Origin of the sequence: Corynebacterium glucuronolyticum DSM 44120 (assembly GCF_030440595.1) — a bacterium.
GTDB classification, from domain to species: domain Bacteria; phylum Actinomycetota; class Actinomycetes; order Mycobacteriales; family Mycobacteriaceae; genus Corynebacterium; species Corynebacterium glucuronolyticum.
Genome location: NZ_CP047452.1, coordinates 2510548 through 2531964, shown reverse-complemented (window position 1 = coordinate 2531964; position 21417 = coordinate 2510548). Strand labels below are relative to the sequence as shown.

General features: G+C 58.9%; 14 protein-coding genes. 8 read left to right on the top strand and 6 right to left on the bottom strand.

Features of this window, described 5'->3' with window-relative positions; translation table 11 throughout:
• Positions 1-60: 60 nt before the first annotated feature.
• On the top strand, positions 61-1092 hold the full coding sequence (gene fbaA / locus CGLUCO_RS11495) for a class II fructose-bisphosphate aldolase (RefSeq protein ID WP_084037046.1): 1032 nt from the start codon (positions 61-63) through the stop codon (positions 1090-1092).
• Between the two features lie 187 nt (positions 1093-1279).
• Positions 1280-2353: an FUSC family protein gene (locus CGLUCO_RS11490; protein ID WP_070739444.1), complete on the top strand. Its 1074-nt coding sequence runs from the start codon at positions 1280-1282 to the stop codon at positions 2351-2353.
• Here the strand turns inward: CGLUCO_RS11490 and CGLUCO_RS11485 are convergent.
• Complete coding sequence (locus tag CGLUCO_RS11485) at positions 2350-3255, bottom strand: hypothetical protein (RefSeq protein WP_084037044.1); 906 nt, start codon at positions 3253-3255, stop codon at positions 2350-2352. The two genes, CGLUCO_RS11490 and CGLUCO_RS11485, sit on opposite strands and share 4 nt — an antisense overlap.
• A gap of 27 nt (positions 3256-3282) precedes the next feature.
• On the opposite strand from CGLUCO_RS11485, the gene CGLUCO_RS11480 reads away from it, so the two are divergent.
• Together CGLUCO_RS11480 and CGLUCO_RS11475 are read left to right on the top strand one after the other, a co-directional pair.
• Complete coding sequence (locus CGLUCO_RS11480) at positions 3283-4566, top strand: adenylosuccinate synthase (RefSeq protein ID WP_005388523.1); 1284 nt, start codon at positions 3283-3285, stop codon at positions 4564-4566.
• 269 nt (positions 4567-4835) lie between these two features.
• Entirely contained in the window at positions 4836-7256 is a 2421-nt protein-coding gene (locus CGLUCO_RS11475; protein ID WP_084037042.1) for a leucine-rich repeat domain-containing protein, read from the top strand.
• 301 nt (positions 7257-7557) lie between these two features.
• On the opposite strand, the gene CGLUCO_RS11470 is transcribed toward CGLUCO_RS11475, so the two are convergent.
• A complete protein-coding gene (locus CGLUCO_RS11470) occupies positions 7558-8697 on the bottom strand; it encodes an HNH endonuclease signature motif containing protein (protein ID WP_084037040.1) in 1140 nt (379 codons plus the stop codon).
• Between the two features lie 234 nt (positions 8698-8931).
• Entirely contained in the window at positions 8932-10485 is a 1554-nt protein-coding gene (locus tag CGLUCO_RS11465; protein ID WP_005393519.1) for an MFS transporter, read from the bottom strand.
• Positions 10486-11085: 600 nt separating this feature from the next.
• Here CGLUCO_RS11465 and CGLUCO_RS11460 point away from each other — a divergent pair.
• Entirely contained in the window at positions 11086-12081 is a 996-nt protein-coding gene (locus CGLUCO_RS11460) for an ATP-grasp domain-containing protein (RefSeq protein ID WP_084037176.1), read from the top strand.
• Here CGLUCO_RS11460 and CGLUCO_RS11455 read toward each other — a convergent pair.
• From CGLUCO_RS11455 to CGLUCO_RS11445, 3 genes are all read right to left on the bottom strand, one after another.
• Positions 12071-12517 carry a GNAT family N-acetyltransferase gene (locus CGLUCO_RS11455; protein ID WP_084037038.1) on the bottom strand — a complete coding sequence of 149 codons (447 nt, stop codon included), beginning with the start codon at positions 12515-12517 and terminating at the stop codon, positions 12071-12073. The two genes, CGLUCO_RS11460 and CGLUCO_RS11455, sit on opposite strands and share 11 nt — an antisense overlap.
• 48 nt (positions 12518-12565) lie before the next feature.
• A complete protein-coding gene (locus CGLUCO_RS11450; RefSeq protein ID WP_005393526.1) occupies positions 12566-13054 on the bottom strand; it encodes a GNAT family N-acetyltransferase in 489 nt (162 codons plus the stop codon).
• A 101-nt stretch (positions 13055-13155) separates the two neighbouring features.
• The gene (locus tag CGLUCO_RS11445) at positions 13156-14526 is read right to left on the bottom strand and encodes an FAD-dependent oxidoreductase (RefSeq protein ID WP_005388536.1); all 1371 of its coding nucleotides are present in this window, start codon (positions 14524-14526) and stop codon (positions 13156-13158) included.
• Between the two features lie 353 nt (positions 14527-14879).
• Here CGLUCO_RS11445 and pta point away from each other — a divergent pair, with 353 nt between their 5' ends.
• The 3 genes from pta (at position 14880) to CGLUCO_RS11430 (ending at position 20971) form a co-directional block, all read left to right on the top strand.
• A complete protein-coding gene (gene pta / locus CGLUCO_RS11440; protein WP_084037036.1) occupies positions 14880-16280 on the top strand; it encodes a phosphate acetyltransferase in 1401 nt (466 codons plus the stop codon).
• Entirely contained in the window at positions 16281-17477 is a 1197-nt protein-coding gene (locus CGLUCO_RS11435; protein ID WP_084037034.1) for an acetate kinase, read from the top strand.
• A gap of 734 nt (positions 17478-18211) precedes the next feature.
• Positions 18212-20971 (top strand): COG1361 family protein, encoded by a 2760-nt coding sequence (locus tag CGLUCO_RS11430; RefSeq protein ID WP_198481468.1) that lies wholly within the window; start codon positions 18212-18214, stop codon positions 20969-20971.
• Positions 20972-21417: the final 446 nt, after the last annotated feature.

Genomic DNA, 21417 nt, shown 5'->3' with positions numbered 1-21417 from the left:
CCGCGAATTGTGCATAATAGAGGGTAGACACGTCTAAAAACTCCTGAGGAGGAAAACTACATGCCAATTGCAACTCCGGATATCTACAACGAGATGCTGGATAAGGCCAAGAAGGGCGGCTTCGCCTACCCGGCCATTAACTGCACGTCCTCTGAGACGATCAACGCCGCGCTGAAGGGCTTCGCTGAGGCCGAGTCCGACGGCATCATCCAGTTCTCTACCGGTGGTGCCTCCTTCGGCTCCGGCCTGGCCGTGCAAAACAAGGTGAAGGGCGCTGTCGCCCTCGCGGCGTTCGCACACGAGGCTGCGAAGAGCTACGGCATCAACGTTGCGCTGCACACCGACCACTGCCAGAAGGAAGTTCTCGACGAGTACGTCCGTCCCCTCATCAAGATCTCCCAGGATCGCGTCGACGCCGGCGAGCTCCCGCTCTTCCAGTCCCACATGTGGGACGGCTCCGCTATCCCGATCGATGAGAACCTGGAGATCGCCAAGGAGCTCCTGGCCAAGGCCCACAAGGCCAACATCATCCTCGAGCTCGAGATCGGCGTCGTCGGCGGCGAAGAGGACGGCGTTGAGGCCAAGCACGGCGCGAACCTCTACACCTCCGCCGAGGACTTCGAGAAGACGATCGATGCCATCGGCACCGGCGAGAACGGCCGCTACCTGCTGGCCGCTACCTTCGGCAATGTCCACGGCGTGTACAAGCCGGGCAATGTGCAGCTGCGCCCCGAGGTCCTGAAGATGGGCCAGGAAGTCGCAGCGAAGAAGCTCGGCCTCGAGGCCGGCGCACAGCCTTTCGACTTCGTCTTCCACGGTGGCTCCGGCTCCGAGAAGGAGAAGATCGAGGAGGCCCTGACCTACGGCGTCATCAAGATGAACGTTGACACCGACACGCAGTACGCCTTCACCCGCCCGATCGTGTCCCACATGTTCTCCAACTACGACGGCGTTCTGAAGATCGACGGCGAAGTGGGCAACAAGAAGGTTTACGACCCGCGTTCCTACATGAAGAAGGCCGAGCAGTCCATGTCCGAGCGCGTCATCGAGGCCTGCAAGGACCTGCACTCTGTGGGCTCCCACAACAAGTAAGTTTTTACGCTTCACGCGCCGCATGACTTCGGTCGGCGGCGCGTTTTGCTATTGGCAGAATTCCACCCCAGGCGCAGTCTTGCATAGTATGTAAGGGACGAAAGGAGTCAGTATGCATATTCCATCTGCCAGGGAAGCGCGCTCGTACGTGAGCGACAGAGTGGACATTCCGCACCGGCTGCGGCGGATGCGCAGCTCCATTTTTCCCGCGATCCAGGGCGGCATCGCTGCGGGCCTCGCGTTCTACGTCGCCCGCCACGTCGTCGGCCACGCGCAGCCGTTCTTCGCGCCGATGGCGGCGATCATCATCTTGTCGATGTCTGGCGGCGGCAAGGTCAAGCGCGCGGTGCAGATGGTCATCGGCTCCTCCCTGGGCGTGGGGCTCGGCGATCTCATCATCTCCAACATCGGCTCCGGCGCGTGGCAGATTTCGCTGGCCGTGATGATCGCGTTGACGCTTGCCTCTTTCGTGGACACGGCACCCCTCGTCATGAACCAGACAGCGATCGGCGCGGTGCTCATCGCCACGATCATGCCGCCGGGGACTTCTGGCGGCACAGACCGCATGGTGGACGCGCTCATCGGCGGCGTGATCGGCATTATCGTCGTGGCGTTCCTGCCGCAGTCGTCGATTCACGGGGAGCGGGAGATCGGCAAGGTGTTGGCCACGGCGTCGGGCGTGTTGCACGACGTGTCCCGCGCCCTGCACACCAAAGACGCGGAGCTCGTCGGCCTCGCCCTTAACCGTGCGCGCGGCTCGCAGGCGGGGATCAACAACATGATTACGCGCGCGAAGGCGGTGGAGGAGCAGACGAAGGTGTCGCCGCTGAAGTGGAAGAACCGCCGCCGGATGGTGAGCCTCTTGCTGCTTCTCGGCCCGGTGGACAACACGATGCGCACGACCCGCGTGTTGGCTCGCCGGGCGCAGGTGTTGGTGGAGGACCGGGACGAGGTCGCCCCGGAGCAGGTGGAGCTCATCGCGAAGCTGGCGGATATCACGCAGCGGTTGGCGGAGGTGTATCTGGAGGAGAGCGATGATGCTGCGGAGACGATCGGCGAGCTCGCCCACGAACTCCGCGAGCTCGGCCCGCAGACCCCCGAGACGCTCGCGAAAGGCCGCGTGTTCTCCGCGTATTCGATCCTCGCGCAGACCCGTTCGCTCATCGTGGACTTGCTCATGGTGTGCGGTCACAACCTGCATTCCGCCCGTGCGGTGCTTGCCCCCACGTCGGATACGCCGGCGGTTCCGCCGGAGAATTAGCGCACGATTTGCATGTCGCGCAGGTGGCGGTAGAACGTCACGCGCGTGAGCGGTCGGGGGTGCGCGATGCCGTCGATGGTCACCCCGAGGTTTTCGCCGCCGGCCTGCACGGCCCTGCCTGTGCATACGCTTGTCGGGTCGCTGAGGCCTGTCACTGCTCCCCGCATTTGCTTGCCGACGACGGGTAGCGCCGCGAGCCTCTGCCTTTCTTCCGGCTCACGGCCGGCGAAGGGGCCGCTGGGCGGGTCTGCCTCCAGCGGGGAGGTGAGTCGCACGGCGGCGATGCCGGGGGCGTCCATCATGGGCACGAGGCGGGCGCCGAAGGTGCCAAAAAACCGCGCCGCGGGGTCGGCGCCGTGGTGGACGAGGACGTGATCGTCAACGATGATTTCGCCGGAGATCTCCGTGCGCCGATCCATATTGGTGATGGTCGCCGCCCCGGCGACGACGGTGCCGAGGTCGTTGCGGACGACGGGGGTGGGGACGGCGACCGCATCCACCGCCTGCCCAGCGTCGACAAGCCCAAACGTGGTGAGAGACTTACCGGTAGGCATGAAGGCGACCTCCACCCACATCGTGTCCGCCCGCATGAGACGGGTGAGTACCGCGCTGAGCGCCGCGTCCGACCCGCAGACGATGAGCCGCACGGGCTCGCTGGGGTGCTGTGGCGCGGGCTGGGGGTGCCCGAGGTGCCTGACATCGGGCTGGGCGGCGATCTCGTCCAGCGACGGTGTGGGATCGTGGGGGAGCGCCTGACGCGCCAGCTCATCGACGGGGCGCAGCTGCTGGCGAGTGGGGACGTTGTCGCAGTGGATGGCATCGATGCCGGGGATAGACGGGGTTCCGCAGGCCACACAGAGGAGCTTCATACTGTAAGAGAGTACAATGCCTAGACGGTTCATAAGGCAACGAGTGATTTGGAAACCAATATGGCTGTAATCGTAATTGTGGGCGCCCAGTGGGGCGACGAAGGCAAGGGCAAGGCTACCGACATTCTCGGCGGCAAGGTCGACTACGTGGTCAAGCCCAACGGCGGCAACAACGCCGGGCACACCGTCGTGGTGAACGGCGAAAAGTACGCCCTCAAGCTCCTTCCGGCCGGCGTCCTCAGTGAAAACGCCGTCCCCGTCCTGGGCAACGGCGTGGTCATCAACCTGGAGGCGCTTTTCGACGAAATGGACGGCCTCCTCGCCCGCGGCGCCAAGGCCGACCGCCTGAAAATCGCCGCCAACGCCCACGTGGTGGCCCCCTACCACCGCGTTCTCGACCGCACCCAGGAGCGCTTCCTGGGCAAGCGCGCGATCGGCACCACCGGCCGCGGCATCGGCCCGACCTACGCCGACAAGGTCTCCCGCGTCGGCATCCGTGTGCAGGACATTTTCGACGAGTCCATCCTCCGCCAGAAGGTGCAGTCCGCCCTGGACGTGAAGAACCAGATGCTGGTGAAGATGTACAACCGCCAGGCCATCGACGTGGAGGAGACCGTCCAGTACTTCCTCTCCTACGCCGACCGCCTGCGCCCCATGGTCATCGAGGCCGAGCTGGAACTCAACAAGGCGCTTGACGCCGGCAAGTCCATCCTCATGGAGGGCAGCCAGGCCACGATGCTCGACGTTGACCACGGCACCTACCCGTTCGTCACCTCCTCCAACCCGACCGCCGGCGGTGCCTGCGTCGGTTCTGGCATCGGCCCCACCAAGGTGACGCACTCCCTCGGCATCATCAAGGCGTACACCACCCGCGTCGGCGCCGGCCCGTTCCCCACGGAGCTTTTTGACAAGTGGGGCGAGTACCTCCAGACCACCGGCGGTGAGGTCGGCGTGAACACCGGACGCAAGCGCCGCTGCGGCTGGTACGACTCCGTCGTCGCCCGCTACGCTGCCCGCGTCAACGGCTTCACGGACTTCTTCCTCACCAAGCTCGACGTGCTCACCGGCATCGGCGAGATCCCGATCTGTGTCGCTTACGATGTCGACGGCACGCGTTACGACGAAATGCCCGTCAACCAGTCCGATTTCCACCACGCGGAGCCCATCTACGAGACGATGCCCGCCTGGGAGGAAGACATCACCGGCTGCCGCACCTTCGACGAGCTTCCCGAGAAGGCCAAGGACTACATCCTCCGCCTCGAGGAACTCTCCGGCGCCCAGATGAGCTACATCGGTGTCGGCCCCGGCCGCGAGCAGACGATCGAGCGCTTCCCGATCCTCTAATACAAACCCACTGAGGTTCACCCCGCACCTTTATGGTGCGGGGCTTTTTGTGTTTGGGATATTCTGCCGCCACTGAAACCAGCACAGAAGCTGAGCGCGAAAGTAAAGAAACCTGTCAAAAAATTGAAAAAAGAATCAATATGTCGCAAGATGAAATAAAAGGACATGGACGCGATTTCCGGATTCTGAGGGCATCTTCGTTTGGAAAAACCATTCCGGAATGGTCGACCATGCCATTTTTGTAAACCGCAAGTTTGGAAGGAAAAGATATGGTGTGGAAAGCGCCAAAAAAGCGTCCAACACAAAAGAAAGTGATTGGTCTCATCGCTGGCTTAGCGATGGCAACTTCTGTCGTTACTCAACCAGCCCTGGCTCAGCCACAGGAGCCCGTCGGTAATGAAGTATCCGTGACCAACGATGCATGGAGTGGCCAGCCGACAAACGCCCCAATTGATTACGGGGATTCGCAAGCAGGTTCAAATCTGCCACCAGTACAAAGGTATGCTCAGCCACTCTTCGACCCCGCCGCAATGACTGTCAATATCGGTGGCAACGTGATTCCCCTGCCACAGGTTGTCGGCGGTGCCGTTCTTGCTCTCGGCGTTATTGTTGGCATCATTCTAGGTGTCATCTACGGTGGAAAATCCCAATCTGCGGACGCCGATAGTGGGGAAACGCCCAAACCAGGAGGAGATGGATCTGGCAGTCCATCGACGGAGAAGCCAGAAGCTCCTGCCCTAAAAGACGGTGAGATCCAAGTCAACCCCAAAGCGAAGGGGATGGAAACTTGGCAGGCGACTGATCTTTTCGGGAGCCTGGAAGGCCTCGGAGATACCAAGAAAGAATTCATAATCAGGCAAAGTGAGCTAAATTCCGCGGAAGTTTCTGAAGGAAGCGTTCTGTCGCTCCCGCCATCCTCGTCTTTACCTGAAGGACGGATCATCCGAGTTTCTTCTGTGGATGATAGTTCGCCATATTATGCCAAGGTCACAGTCGAAAAGGGTGATTTAGGTGACATCCTTGAAAACACCGGAGGCATGGTTGCTCTTCCCGTAGTGGGCGTAGAAACTACAAGACTCGACCCGGGCTACGGAGTGAGTGTGACCCAAGGGAGCCATTCGCCGTACCGGGATAGGGCCTCTTTTTCAGGAGAAGAATCATTCTCAGAGGATATAGTTAATGTCAATTTGGCGAGACACATTCCTAAGCTGAAAGGTCTTGATACCGCCACAGTTAAGTCGACTATCACAGCAACATCGACACTTGAAGTTGAAGTCAAATCCAAAGATATTAAACAACTCAAGACTGGTGTTGATGTTTCTTCTAGAACCGAAATTGATCTCAAAAAGACTGGCCACTTTGAGGACTCCGTTGGTGGAGATCTGTTCGGGACAGATAAGACCTTTACATTTATGGCGGGCCCAGTTCCTGTTTGGCTTGTAGCTAGCTTCGACGTGAAATGGGAAGTAAATCTCGAGATCGACGCTGAAGCGCGCTTCAACCCCATTATTGAAGGTGGCATCGGCGCTGGTGTCACGTACAAGGATGGCGTGATAGAGCCTTATAAGGAAGTGCAGCCACTTACTCAGACGAACCCCAACGTGATTGCTCTCACTGGTAGTGCAACTCTTGAGCCTTCTCTGCCCATTGAATTCGGCCTTAAGCTGTATGACCTGATTGGGGCTACAGGAGGCATAACACTGGGGGCCAGGTTTGGGGCTCAAGCAGATTTCTTAGCACCTTCCCTCGTCTGCTCAGGATCGTATTACTTACGCCCCCGACTTGAGTATGGTTTTTATTTCCCCGATCTGGATTTTGATTGGCCTTGGAATCGGTGGTTTGAAATGGACGAGGAGGATTTGCCTCAGGGCACGGATAAATTTGTAAAGGATGTAAATTTCGATCCCATAACGTTACTGGACACGGGAGATGTGTGTGGATCCTGGGATCTTGATGAAACTCTCAACGTTGTGCCGGATGAGCGCCTACGGAGCCAGATCAACCGGAATGTTTTCGGAAAGTCGGGGAACCGGCAACTTGAATCGATAACCAAGAAGCAAATGGAGTCGATCACCCAGCTTGAAGTTGCTGAAGGAGCTGACCTAGCAGATCTGAACTACACAGGACTTGAATTCGCAAGCAACCTGAAGGAATTGACCATTCGTGGAGCGACTAAATTCCCGGAGCAAACAACGAAGTTGTCGAATTTGAAGTCACTGAAGTTGACCAGGTCCACGTTCTCAGAAATTCCCGAAAGCATTTCTAACCTCAGTGGTCTTGAGACATTCAAATATGATGGTTCAAACCTGACTAGATTGCCGGATGGATTTTCGAAGCTGATGTCTCTCAAGCATTTGAAGCTGTCAGATAACTCCATTGAAGAGCTTCCAGATTTCCTTGGTTACTTTGCGGATTTGGAAATTTTTGAGTTTTATGGCGACGGTGTTACTCGTGTTCCTTCCAGTCTAGGAAACCTCACTGAAGTGCATGAGTTTAGCCTCGATGGAAACGGTATAACAAGTGTGCCTGAGAGCTTGGGTAATCTTCACAGAGTACGAACCATGAGCTTGGTTAGTAGGAATCTCCGTTCAATACCAAAATCATTGGGAAATCTAAATCTGCAGAAGCTCTACCTGAGTTACACTACGGAGTATCCGAGTTTCATCAAAGGCCTAATTATCTGGAAGTAAAACACGGAATTCTGTGTTGGTCTCCTTGAAAGTGCAGTCCTTATTGTCACACGCAAGAGGTTAGTTGAGCACGGGGAATCCAACGACGAAGTGTCGTATAGCAGGTTGAAGAGGCTGCCAAGGACTGCGGACCAATCTCGGCTCCGGACGTGAGCAGGCAAGGGCACAACCCGATTATCTGACGAGGTGCTCTGAGATTTTCAATCTCTCTCGTTAGCTACCGTCCTCCGCTTCTTGCGAGCATGTCGAGGAACCCGATGACCATCGGGTTCCTCGACATTTTTGCAGTTTTCCTTACACCTTAGCCTGGTGGGCTGGGGTCGATGGGCATGCCGAGTTGCATCCGGGCAAGACGCACGGCCCCGCCTTGGGCGCACGGGTGCATGTTCAACTGGAGCGGCCCACCGAACGCAGGCTTCCAATACTCCAACCCATCGATACGCACCATCCGGCCGTACATGGGTGTAGCCGGATCATCATCATTGCGACCGTTGAAAAACTTACACAACAACATCAGGTTAGAGGAGATTGTTTTGCCTCCGAGTTTGACGGGCCAAATGTGGTGCACCTGGCACTCACTAGCAGGAGTCGAACACCCCGGATGCGGACACACCGGATTACGAATCGACTGGTTAATAAACTCCAACACATCCGCAAACCGGGAATCCTCCGTCATCTCAAACGAGTAGAGGCCGAAGTTTTCAGGAGCAAGAGGGCTGACAAGAGCAATAATCCCCTCTTTTTCAAGCTCTGCTTCCACAATCTCCTTACCCGTAATAGTCGCACCGTTGGTAGCCGAGAACACGAACTGGTTTCGTTCCTCCTCCGTGTAGCCTATAAAGTCCATAGTGAACGGGAGCACAAACAGAGGTTTGCCAACAGTGGGAAGCGACCCATCTGATTCAGACAAAGCTAGCTTGACTAACCCATCAGCAGGACACGTCTTGTCCGTGGCTTTCGCACGATCATAAATCTGCTTCAACCGGGAGGATTCTGCTGTGAGCGTCAAGGTGGCGAACGTGGAGTTTTTGATCGCCCGATACGTGAGTTTCTTGTCCGGGTTATCGGCCCGGTGCTCATTCAACTCCTGGAGGAGGCGTGCGCCTTGCGCGTTAATCGAGGTGATATCTGCCCCGAGTGGCGTTAGTTCTTCGCGCACACGCCACGCGTAGGCCTTCTTTTCGAGCTTCGCCACCTGAGACTCAATGGCCATGAGCGACCGGAACGTGTGTCCCGCTTGGCGAGCCGCTTCCCGAGCACGCTCCTGCTTGCGCGGTGCCCCACAATGCCCGAAGTAAATGTTGGCGATCTTCGTGATGTGCGAGGCGTTGACAGTGTCGATTCCGCGACACACAAGCGCGGCCTTGGACACCCCGTAGAGTTCCTCAGCGACATCTATCGCCTGTGCTAGTACCCGGATATAATCCCCCGCTATGCTCACGCCTGACACTATAAAACAGGTCGCTCAACCTTGCATGACAAGTGCCAAAACCGCAGGAAAAAGGCCCCGCACCGGGGTGCGGGGCCTTCGCGTAGGTTTCCTTAACAGCTTAGCGAGCGAAGCGAGCTAAGCTGCGAGCTAAGCTGCGAGCTAAGCTGCGAGCTAAGCTGCGAGCTAAGCTGCGAGCTAAGCTGCGAGCTAAGCTGCGAGCTAAGCTGCGAGCTAAGCTGCGAGCTAAGCTGCGAGCTCGTCATCGGCAAAAACCGCGACTCCCTCGGGGCAGTCCTTGCAGGGACGGTGGGCGTCGAGATCCTCGGTGTTATCAAGGGTTTCGGAGGTCTGGGTGACCTTCGGGATGAACACGAGGATGAGGGTGATGGCGATGGCGCACATGACGGCGTTCGTGCCGAGGGCCATGAAGCCTGCCTCGCGGATCGTGATGTTGTCCTGGCGGCCGACGAAGTCGAGGATGTACGTCGGCAGGGCGGAGCCGGTGTCCCGCAGCGCGGTGTAGGTGGCGGCGGCGATGGCTGCGCCGAGGCCCGCGCCGAGGGAAGAAGCCATCTTGAAGATGCCGGCACCGGAACCGTACTGGTCTTCCGGCAGGCCGCAAAGGGCGGCGTCGGTGACCGGAGTGGCGAAGAGGCCGAGGCCGAGGCCGTAGAGGCTGAAGGCGACCGCTGCGATGATGACGTAGGTGCCGGTCATGACGTTGGTGAACATGAGCATGATGATGGACACGAAGACGATGGAGCAGCCGAGGAGCATCGGGGTGCGGACGTTGTAGCGCTGCATCATCTTTTCACCGACGCGGATGAACGCGACAACGAAGATGGCGTACCCGAGGGTGATGAGGCCGGCTTGGCCGGCGGAGTAGCTCGCACCGTCCTGCATGACCCAGAGGAACGCGGCGAGGATGCCGCTGGTGGCGTTCATGATGGCGTTGACCACGCAGGTGGCGGAGAACGTCTTGTTGCGAAACAGGCGGAAGTCCACGAAGGCGCTGTCGTTGGAGGTCTCCATCCGGACGAAGAACCAGAAGGCGGCGATGAAGGTGACGAACAGGCCGATGACGGTCGGGGACAGCCAGCCGAAGGAGGCGCCCTGCGTGATGATGAGCTGGAGGGCGACGATCGTGATCATCAGGCTGAGGATGCCGTTGAGATCGAAGCCGGAGGTCTTGACGTTGGCCTTGGCTTCGGGCATTTCGCGCATGAGGAGGATGGATGCGACGGAGACGGCGGCGCAGAGGAAGAAGATAGAGCGCCAGCCGAGTGCGGAGGATGCGAGTACTCCACCGAAGACGGCGCAGATGCCGCCGCCGCCCCAGGAGCCGATGGACCACATGGACAGGGCGCGCTGCCTGTCGCGGCCGCGCCAGTACGTCTGGACGAGGGCCATGGTGGAGGGCATGATGGATGCTGCGGCAATGCCCTGGAAGATGCGGCCGCCGATCATCATTGTCGTGCCGAACGGCCCGAAGGCGGTGGCGACGAGCAGGGAGCCGACGATGTTGATCAGGTTACCGATCATGGCAACGCGCTTGCGGCCCCACCGGTCGGCGAAACCACCGGCGACGACGATGCACATGCCGGAGAAGAGTCCGGATGCGGAGATCGCCACGTTCATGATGTGCATGGGGATTCCCACGTCTTTGGCCATGAGCGGGCCGACGTTGAGGGTGGACTGGGCGAACAGCCAGAATGTCATCACTCCCAGGACGATGCCGACGAGAGCCTTGTCAGTACCTTGGTACGTCTCCCGTGTGGCAGCTTGTGTGTTAGTCATGGTTTTAACCGCCTCAAGAGTTGTCGTGTCGTGGTTTTTAAATCAGCATTATCTTTTTTAGGAATACCTTTACGCTACCGGGGAAAACGACGACTTTATGCGAATTGCCAAAAGTTTTAAGTCACACTTTTTCTTTACTACCCCCGAAAGTGATAAGACTTTTCGGCGGATTGTCCCCTATTTTTAGCGCGGGCACGCGCGGTGGCCTGTGGTAATCACAAATGCTTTAGTTTTCGAGTAAAAGTAGACCAACATCACACTTGGGGGTATGTTCACTTTTTGTGAATGTGGGGGTGGTTGCGGGGTTAGCGGGTGGTTGCACGATGTTGCTCCTTGTTTGGGGCGAGATAGACATTTTCATGCGTGTAAAACACGTGGTCGGTATTATTTCTCCGCATTTTTTAGGATGGAGTTGCATAATATACATCGTTGCCAAGGATTGCCACAAGACTTCTGGAGCTTCCGTGCCCGTTTGGCAACAGTGAAGTAGTGATTGTGCTGCGTATTTCCCTATTGGTCGCGGAGAATTGCCCTCTAGTCACGGGAGTGCATTGTGCGTCTCCCTTTGGCCTCGTTGCCTCCGCGTGGGATACTGGGGGCATGAATGAGACGTCGCCAGAAAATGATTCGGCATCGCCCAGATACGCGGGGGCGTACGGGCGCGGGCGCTACATCACCGACGAAGGGCCTGAGCTTCCGGACGCGCCTGTGGGCTCCTCGGAGGCGGTTACCGCCATGCATGATCACGAGGCGGCCGAGGCGCTGTCCCACCTGGGGGACGTCGCCGCTGAGCTGACGCCACGGGATTTGCGGCCGATTTCCTTCAATCGCGCAGATAGTCGCTGGCTTGCCGGGGAGTCTTTGGGCAGCCCGGTGGTAAAAACCCGGACGGCGACGTCGCTGGATCAGGTGCAGGCTGCGGTGGAGTCGGTGGGCGTGCCCGCCCGGCTGGTGCCGGCCGTCGGCCCCTATTCCTATATTGAGGTGCAGTCCGTGGAGGATGCCCAGCGTCACTGGAATGGCCAGGACACTCTCGTGGAGGAGGTCATTGAGGGCGTCGAGCTCGTCACCATTCAGGTGGTGCGCAGCGTGGATCCCTCGACGGGGGAGGAGGCCTCCTGGTTCTCGGAGCCGATTGGCCACGATGTGTCGCAGGCGGTGCAGCCAATGCCGATTTCGTCTGCGGCGCGGGACGCGGCGCATTCCATTGCGGTGCGGATTGTGCAGTCGATGAACGACGGGCGCGGCCTGTATTCGGTGACCATGTGGGTGGCGGGGGACTGCTGCTATTTTGAGGACGTGGTGTACGGCCCCCGCCGTATCGGGCTGGTGACGCTGTACACGCAGCGCTATTCGCAGTATGAGTTGCACGCCCGCGCGAAGCTGGGGTTGCCCGTCGATGTCACGCTGACGTCTCCTGGTGCGGCGATGATTACGGAGCGGACCGTGGATGTGAAAAAGGCCCTCGCCCTCGATGAGGTGGACGTGCGGGCCTGTGAGATCGGGAACATTATCGTGGCGACGGCCCCCTCGGTGGAGGAGGCCGCCGCCCGGATCGCCGAGGTGGAGAACCTGGCGATGGAGGTTACGCGCTGAGCGTCATGGGGACGTGCGTGACGCCGTCCCAGTCGTATTCCTCACCGCTGACGGTAAAGCCGAGCTTCTCGTAGAAGCCCTGGGAGACGACCTGTGCGTCGAGGCGCACGGGCGGGCCGGGGAACTGGCCGTCGATCATGGCGAGGGATTCGCGGACGATGGTTGCGCCGAGCCCCGTGCCACGGTGGTCCTTCCGCACGGCGATGCGTCCGAGGTGGACGGAGTCGCCGTCGCGGTAGACGCGGGCGCAGCCAACGAGCTGTTGGTTTTCCAGCGCGCGGATGTGGAGCGTCGCCGGGTCGGCGTCGCGGTCTTCGAGTTCTTCGTAGGGGCACTTTTGCTCAACGACGAAGATGTCGGTGCGCAGCTTGTACAGGTCGTGGACCTCACGTGCGCTCAGGTGTCCGAGGTGGGACACAGCAAAGTATGTAGTCATGAGCGGGGAGGATAACTCTTCACCTCCCCTATTGCCAAATCGGGTCTGTTATTTCAGGTCGTTGGCGGGGCAGACCATCTTGATGTGGTCGATGCCGCCGAGGTCAAACACCTCTCCGACGGTGTGGAAGCCGTGCTTTTTGTAGAAGTCGATGGCGTGGGTCTGTGCTTCCAGTGCGATGTCGATGTCGTGGAATTCTTTCTTGCACATCTCGAGCGAGTACTCGATGATTGTGCGCCCGAGCCCCTCGCCCCGATATTGCTTGTCGACGGCCACCCTCCCGATCCTTACTTCAATCTCACCCTTGGTCGTGTCGTCGATGCTGGGGGTCAAAAAGAGACGCGTGTAGGCCTTCAGATGGCCCGCCTCGTCGTAGGCGCGGACGTGCCACGTGGTCTCGCGAGAGTCGATCTCGTCGGCCTCCGCCCAGCTGGCGCCCTGCTCCGCAGTGAACACCTCCGTGCGGAGCTTATACAGCTCATGCACCTCATGCGGACTGAGATCCTGGAGGTGCGCGCTTTTGTAGAGTGTCGTCATGTCCACAAAAAATACCGAAAACGGTCTCACCCTTCAATTGGAAGAGCAAAAACGCTGGTAAAAAGAAAACCCCGCCAGCCGGCGGGGTGAGTGAGCGTTAGTTAGTTGTCGCGCTCGGAGTGGGTGTACTTGACCATGTCGTCCCACTCGACAACCTTCTTGCGCTCGCGGCCTTCGGCCTCGCCGAGGGCGCGCTCGTGGGCGTCGAGGTTGTACCAGCCCTTCCATGTGGTGTAGGCGATGCCCCGGTCGTCGAGAAGCTGAAGAACCTCGTCGCGCTCGGGCTTGGCGGGCGCGGGGAGCTTCCCGGTGCGGTAGTCGGACAGGAGCATATCCGTCGTCTCCTTGGCGTCGGACTTGGTGTTGCCGATGAGGCCGACGGGGCCGCGCTTGATCCAGCCGGTGGTGTAGAGGCCGGGGATGCGGTCGCGGGTCTCGGCGTCGATGACGTGGCCACCGTCGTTGGGGATGACGGCGGAGCGGTGGTCGAAGGGCACGCCCTTGACCTCGTCGGAGCGGTAGCCCACGGCGCGGTAGACGGCCTGGATGTCCCACTCGGTGATTTTTCCGGTGCTGCGGATGCCGCCCTTGCCGTCGTATTCCTGGCGCTCGGTCTTCAGCTTGGTCACCTTGCCGTTTTCGTCGCCGACGATTTCGACGGGGGCCTCGAAGAAGTGGATGAACAGCTTGTGCGGGGCGTTCTTCGGCTCGCGGAGGGCGTACTGCTCGAGGGTCTGGCAGACGAGGTCCTGCGTCTTGGAGTCGCGACGGGCCTGCTCGGCGGCCTCGTCGTAGATGATGTCCTCGGGGTCGACGATGACCTCGATGGTGGGGGAGTGGTCGAGCTCCTTGAGCTCGAGCGGGGTGAACTTGGCGTTGCCGGGGCCACGGCGGCCGAAGATGTGGACCTCGTCGGCGGCGTTGGCGCCAAGTCCCTCATAGACGTTGTCGGGGATCTCAGTGACGTGCAGCTCGTCGGCGGTCTTGGCGAGGATGCGGGCGACGTCGAGGGCGACGTTGCCCACGCCGATGACGGCGACGTGCGGGGCGGTGAGGTCCCACTCGCGCTGGAAGTTGGGGTTGCCGTCGTAGAAGCCGACGAACTCGGCGGCGCCGCGGGAGCCTTCGAGGTCGATGCCGGGAATGTCCAGGTCGCGGTCGCCGGTGGCGCCGGTGGCGAAGATGATGGCGTCGTAGAATTCGTGGAGCTCTTCGACGGTGATGTCCGTGCCAATTTCTACGTTGCCCAGGAGTTTGATCTGGGGCTGGTCGAGGACCTTGTGCAGGGATTTAATGATGCCCTTGATGCGCGGGTGGTCGGGTGCCACGCCGTAGCGGATGAGACCGAAGGGGGCCGGCATTTTCTCGTACAAGTCGATGGCGACGTCCTGCCCGGACTTGATGAGGATGTCCGAGGCGTAGATGCCTGCGGGGCCGGAACCGACTACTGCGACGCGAAGTGGGCGAGTCATATTTCTCCTGTTTCGAATACGTGTAAACCGTTACTACCTTAACCCGAAAAACTAAGGCGGGCTAGTACCTGTAAGGTGTGCGGGATTTACATTAGCATACTAAGCGGTCTAGTAAAAGGAAACCGTCTGGTCTAGATGGGACTAAAAAACCAGGAAGCGGACGGTAACGATCGGTCGCGTCTATGATGCAAGACAAACCACCGCCCCTGAACTCGCGCATGTAGTCTGACGTTTTGTAGAGTGGTGTGTTGGCGCCTACTTGGTCACCTTGGGTGTGTCCGGTAACACTGCCGACTGGTTCGGCTAGGGTGGTGGCGCTTCAGACCATGACCTATATATAAGGACTTGCCATTATGAATTCTCCTCGCTCTGCGCTGCTCACCACTGTCGGCCGGACGTCGGCAGACTTCGACGCCAGTGCCATTGCTGCCGACCTCGGCCTCCGCCACCTCGACCTCGTCTCGATCGTTCCCGCGACGGGCGACGACGAGCCGACCCCCATCCGCCGCCTCATCGTGGAGGATCCGCTGGCGGCTGGCCCGGCACTCATCGAGGGCACGGGCAACGTCTCCTACGACTCCGAAGCCGCCGCGGCACTGGGCATTCCGGTGATCTTCATCGTCGACAAGCGTGGACTGACCGAGAAGCTCGCAGTGCGTGAGGCGGGGGGCTACCTCGCCACCGTCGGTGGCGTGTTCACCGAGGGTGAGCTGACGGCCGACGCCATCGCCGAGGCCCTTACGGGCGTCGATACGAAACCCGTCATGAGCCCCGACTACCTCCAGACGTGGCTGCAGAAGAAGGCCCAGGAGAAGACCACCCGCATCGTGCTTCCCGAGGGTGACGACGACCGCATCCTCCAAGCCGCCCACGAGGTGCTCGCCGAGGGCATCTGTGAGCTCATGATCCTGGGAGACAAGGAAACCGTTACTTCGCGCGCTAGCGCGCTCGGACTCGACATTTCCCGCGCGGAGATCATCGACCACCTCACCGACCCGCGCGCCGAGGAGTTCGCCGCCCAGTTCGCCGAGCTCCGCAAGAAGAAGGGTGTCACCCTCGAGCAGGCGCGCGAGACGATGAAGGATGTCTCCTACTTCGGCACAATGCTCGTCCACACCGGCCAGGCCGACGGCATGGTCTCCGGTGCGTCCCACACGACGGCTCACACCATTCGCCCGAGCTTCCAAATCATCAAGACGAAGCCGGGCACCTCCGTCGTGTCCTCCATCTTCCTCATGGCCCTGCGCGGCCGCCTATGGGCCTTCGGTGACTGCGCCGTCAACCCGAACCCCACGGCCGAACAGATCGGCGAGATCGCCGCCGTCTCCGCGCAGACGGCCGCCGCTTTCGACATCGACCCCAAGGTCGCCATTTTGAGCTACTCGACGGGCACCTCCGGTGCTGGCCCCGACGTCGACCGCGCGGTCGCCGCCACCGCCAAGGCCAAGGAACTCGCCCCTGAGACGCTTATCGACGGCCCCCTGCAGTTCGATGCCGCCGTCGACCCGGGTGTTGCGGCCAAGAAGGCCCCCGAATCCCCCGTCGCCGGTAAGGCCACCGTCATGATCTTCCCCGACCTTGAGGCCGGCAACATCGGCTACAAGACGGCACAGCGCACCGGTGGCGCGCTCGCCATCGGACCGATCCTCCAGGGGCTCAACAAGCCCGTCAACGACCTCTCCCGTGGCGCGACCGTCCCGGACATCATCAACACGATCGCCATCACCGCGATCCAGGCAGGAGAAACAAAGTAAATGGCTTACGCTCTCGTTATCAACTCCGGCTCATCGTCCATCAAGTTCCAGATCGTCGATTCCGACGCCGATGCCACCGAGGATCCCTTCGTCTCCGGCGTGGTTGAGCAGATCGGTGAGCCCAACGGCAAGCTGACCGTCAAGACGGGCGGCCAGAAGCACGTGGTGCAGACCCCCATCGCCAACCACACGGAGGGTCTCGACCTCTCCTTCAACCTGCTGAACGACCTCGGCGTCGGCCCCGAACAGGTGGACCTCAAGGCCGTCGGCCACCGCGTCGTCCACGGCGGTCTCCTCTTCTCCCAGCCGGTCGTCATCACCGACGAGGTGATGGGCATGATCCGCGACCTCATCCCGCTGGCACCGCTGCACAACCCCGCCAACATCGACGGCATCGAAGTGGCGCAGAAGATGTTCCCGGAGCTCCCGCACATCGCGGTTTTCGATACCGGTTTCTTCCACACGCTGCCCCCGGCAGCCGCCCTCTACGCCATCAACAAGGACGTCGCCGGCGAGGCAGGCATCCGCCGCTACGGCTTCCACGGCACCTCCCACGAGTTCATCTCCAAGCAAGTGCCCGGAATGATCGGCCGCGATCCGGAGCACACCCGCCAGATCACGCTCCACCTGGGCAACGGTGCGTCCTGCGCTGCCATCCACAACGGTGCCGCCATCGACACCTCCATGGGGCTCACGCCGCTGGCCGGCCTCGTCATGGGCACCCGCTCCGGCGACATCGATCCCGGCATCGTCTTCCACCTCTACCGTCGCGGCATGTCCATCGATGAGATCGACGAGCTCCTCAACCGTAAGTCCGGTGTGAAGGGCCTGTCCGGTGTCAACGATTTCCGCGCCCTGCGTGAGATGATCGACAACGACGACCAGGACGCGTGGGTGGCCTACAACGTCTACATCCACAACCTGCGCAAGTACATCGGCGCCTACATGCTGCAGCTCGGCCGCGTCGACGCCATCACCTTCACCGCCGGTGTGGGCGAGAACGATCAGGACGTCCGCTGGGATGCCCTCGCCGGCCTGGAGAACTTCGGCATTGAGCTCGACCCGCAGAAGAACAAGCTGCCCAACGACGGCCCCCGCTTCATCTCCACCGACAGCTCAAAGATCCCCGTGCTGGTCATCCCCACCAACGAGGAGCTGGCCATCGCCCGCTACGCGGTTGAGCTTGCGGGGGTGTAGAAACACACGCCCGTCACGTGAAGGAGTAGAAGAAGGACAGCACTTTTCCTGAGGAACACATGGCTTTGGTGAACACTCTGCTTTGTCCCCCTCCTAAGGAAAATGCTTTCCCATTACGGTTTAGGCAGTTCCCTGCTGGGGACCCGAGGATTCATGGTTTCTCCCCTTTTGGGGTGGGTTATGTTTGTTCCGGTCCCTGCTTAGCAGCGGGACTCGTCACTGGCTTCGGTATGGCTTGTTTTTGTCCCTGTCTGAAAATGATCCGGGGGGTGATGCCGGCGAAGGCAGTGACATACTTCAACAGCTCAATAGGAACCTGACTCGCCGCAAACCCCCCAAAAAATGTATACGTGTCTACACAGTAAACCCGTTAAATAATTACACTACGTGCGCAAATAGGAGTAAAAAGAAACCTAAGTGTACCTTAATATTTAGTAAGAGGTTAAAGAAACCTGTTAAAAGGTGGACAATCCTCCGAAAATTCTTTAAACTGGGCGATGGTTACGAACGGTGAGGTAGCACTGGTGATTAGCTGCGTTCTAGTCACTAGCGCTAACTGGCAAATTCGTAATAAAGGCTTTCACCTTCAATTTCTTCGAAAGGAACAGTTCTTATGACTGCAATCCGAAACCAACGGGGGGGGGGTCCGTCGCGGAATTAGCATCGCGGCGGCTGCTCTTTCTCTAGCCCTCGTTGCACCTGCGATCCAGCCGGCGGGTCCGATCTCTACCGGTGTGGTCGCGCAAGCTGAAACCGCGCTGCCCACAAAGTTTGATCCAGGCGTTAAAACGCCTAAGCAGGTCAGTTCTCAGGGTACTGAATACTACATTTCCGATGCGGAAAAAGCTGGTGCTTACGAGTCGGTAAATGGTAACGCCTACATTGACGTTACTGGCTGGCCTTCTGGCCTAGACGCATATGACGTTCCGCTGGAGGGCAAAGTTGTTTTTGCGCAGTGGAAGGACTACGCCCCGGTTAAGGACGGTAATGGCCGTATTTCTCCGGTATACGCCGCAACGGTGAAACCGGATGGTTCCTGGGCGATCCACTTGCCTGTGTGGACCGATGAATTGGGGCAGGAGCACAACTGGGAAGCGACAGCTGGCCAGTACCTCCGAGTATGGATTGAAGATTACGATACTGAGAAGTACCAACTGGGCTTTGCCGAATTCCTCGGCCAATGGACTGGTGCGGCCTATCGCCAGAAAGCTACTTGGAAGGGGTTAGCCGCACGCTATGCTGGCCCATATAACATTGCTTTACAGGAACGCCCGCAGAGCTGGCTGACTCAGCCGGAGGATCAGTGGGTCAAGTCCACGGACGTTCAAACCTACGGCAATACTAGTGGTCGTATCTTCCGCGAGAATGAAATCGGTATCGCTACCAGCGGTGGTGTAACCACATTCAAGGGTACCGATGTTGCGCTTCCTAATGAGAAAATTGTTGGTTCGTACCTTCGCGATGAGCTGAAAACACAGCTGGATAAGTGGAAGGAAGCCAATAAGGGCTTCAAGTATGATGAGCTTGTTGCTGAGCAAAAGCGCGCCATCGAGGCCTGGGATGCTGATCCTGCCAATGCTGGCAAGCCTGCTATTGCCGAGACCGTATGGACCACGAGTGACAAGGACGGTAATTACAAGCTCCAGTTCAAGGGAATTTTCAACGATACCCATGAACTAGCTAAAAGCCCCAGCGATGGTGTATTCATCGCCGGAAGCGATGACTTGGTTACAAAGGGTAAGAAGCACGTCAACACGGACTATATGTACGTGTACCCGGCGCTTACTGTTTCGGATGGAAGCACATCGACGTCAGAAAACGGTGCCAACATGCGGACCATGGGTGGCGCCTACTTCAGTGACATCGCTTCTCCCGGTGCGATGGCTACGATTGGGACCGCTGGACGTTCCAACCCAATCAACGTGTTGTTTGCCGTGAATAACGGCTTCCCCAAGTTCGACATCCTGGACTACAACACCACTGATAAGCCCGCTCCGGCTGGTACTAAGGTAACCGCGAAAACAACCTCGTTTAAGTCTGAAATGCCGTACCGCATTGAGTGGTATGTCGACGGTAAGCTGGTAGACAAGGTACAGGGGACAACCAATCGTTACGGAAACCTCGAGGATCACACTTTCACAGTTCCAGAGGGAACCCCGGACAATACGATCGTGGAAGCTCGAATTTACCGGACCACCGAAAAAGAGGGATCCGCGAACTTCGAAGCCGTTGATCAGTTCCGTGTAGAAAATCCGAGGGTTGTTCCGGGTACTGCTGTGGATGAGGTTCCAAACGATGGGACCGGTAAGAAGTTGGATGACACGGTGAAGAATCCGACTGATGGCATGTCTGGCACGGTGACCGATAAGGATGGCAAACCTGTTGAGGGTGCCACGGTGACTGTTGATCCTAAGACTGGTGAGATCACTGTGTCGGTGCCTGAGGGTACGAAGCCTGGTGCTGGTTACAAGGTTCAGGTGAAGGATAAGGACGGTAAGAATGTTGGTGATCCGATTGATGTGAAGGTCACTGATGCTTCTACCACGCCTGCTCCGTCGGTTGTTCCGGGTACTGCTGTGGATGAGGTTCCAAACGATGGGACCGGTAAGAAGTTGGATGACACGGTGAAGAATCCGACTGATGGCATGTCTGGCACGGTGACCGATAAGGATGGCAAACCTGTTGAGGGTGCCACGGTGACTGTTGATCCTAAGACTGGTGAGATCACTGTGTCGGTGCCTGAGGGTACGAAGCCTGGTGCTGGTTACAAGGTTCAGGTGAAGGATAAGGACGGTAAGAATGTTGGTGATCCGATTGATGTGAAGGTCACTGATGCTTCTACTCCGGCGGTTGTTCCGGGTACCAACGACACGGTCCCGAACGACGGGCAAGGTAAAACCATTGATGGAAAAATTACCGGCCCAGTCGACGGTCTGACTGGCAAGGTTGTTGATAGCAACGGTAAGGCGGTTGATGGTGCCAAGGTTGTCATTGATAAAAATGGCAAGGTGACGGTGACGGTTCCGGATGGAACCAAGCCGGGCAAGTACGTTGTTGAGATCACCGACAAGGGTGGCAACAAGATCGGCGAACTGCCCATCACAGTTGTGGATAAGGGTACCGCTGAGGGCTCTATCCCGGGTCTCACTGAAGACCAGGCTCAGGTCTGCGTTGGTGCTTCGGCTGCTTCTGCTATCCCGTTGTTGCTTCTGACCCCGATTGCTCTTGGTCTTGCCATGGACAATCCTCAGGTGAAGGAGCTGACGGCTGGCTTCGGTAAGACGCTCGAGGATATCAACACTGGTATTCAGAAGACTCTGGGTATTTACAACCCGGCTCTTGCACATCAGTTCAAGGTTCAGGTTGCTCCGCACCTGCAGAACCTTGCTCTGGCGGCCGGCTTCATAGCCTCCATCGGCCTGCTGGCTGGTGTCGCGGCAACGCAGTGCACCCCGAACGGTGGCAGCTCCAACGGCTCCACCGCGAACAAGTAAAAACTTCCTCTTTGGAGGAGAAATAGACTCCCTTCCTTGGGAGAACAGTCGCTAGATCTTCTGCAAAGAAGCTAGAGACTACCGTCAAGGATGGCCTCACGTGGCAACGCGTGGGGCCATCTTGGTATCTGTTGGGGGGGGTGACGTTCATGTCCTGGCGTGCAGCGGTCCGCTTCGTGAGTGGCTATCAGTCTTGCTGCGGTGCGTGTTCGGGTTTGGACTCCGTGTGCAGGCAGCGCTCGTATTCTCCTTGTTTTGTGGGGCGTGGTCGCTCGTTGTGAAGTGGGGGAGGAGCTCATAAATATCGGGATTCAATTAGTGCCGAGTGTGTGCGACTCCCTCGATGTGGGGTAGTAGGCTGGCTGATACTGAGGAATTCTGAGAGGGGGATGGGGATCTGGGTTGCTGTTCATTTTTTAGGCGTGACCTTGGATGATGCGGTCCAG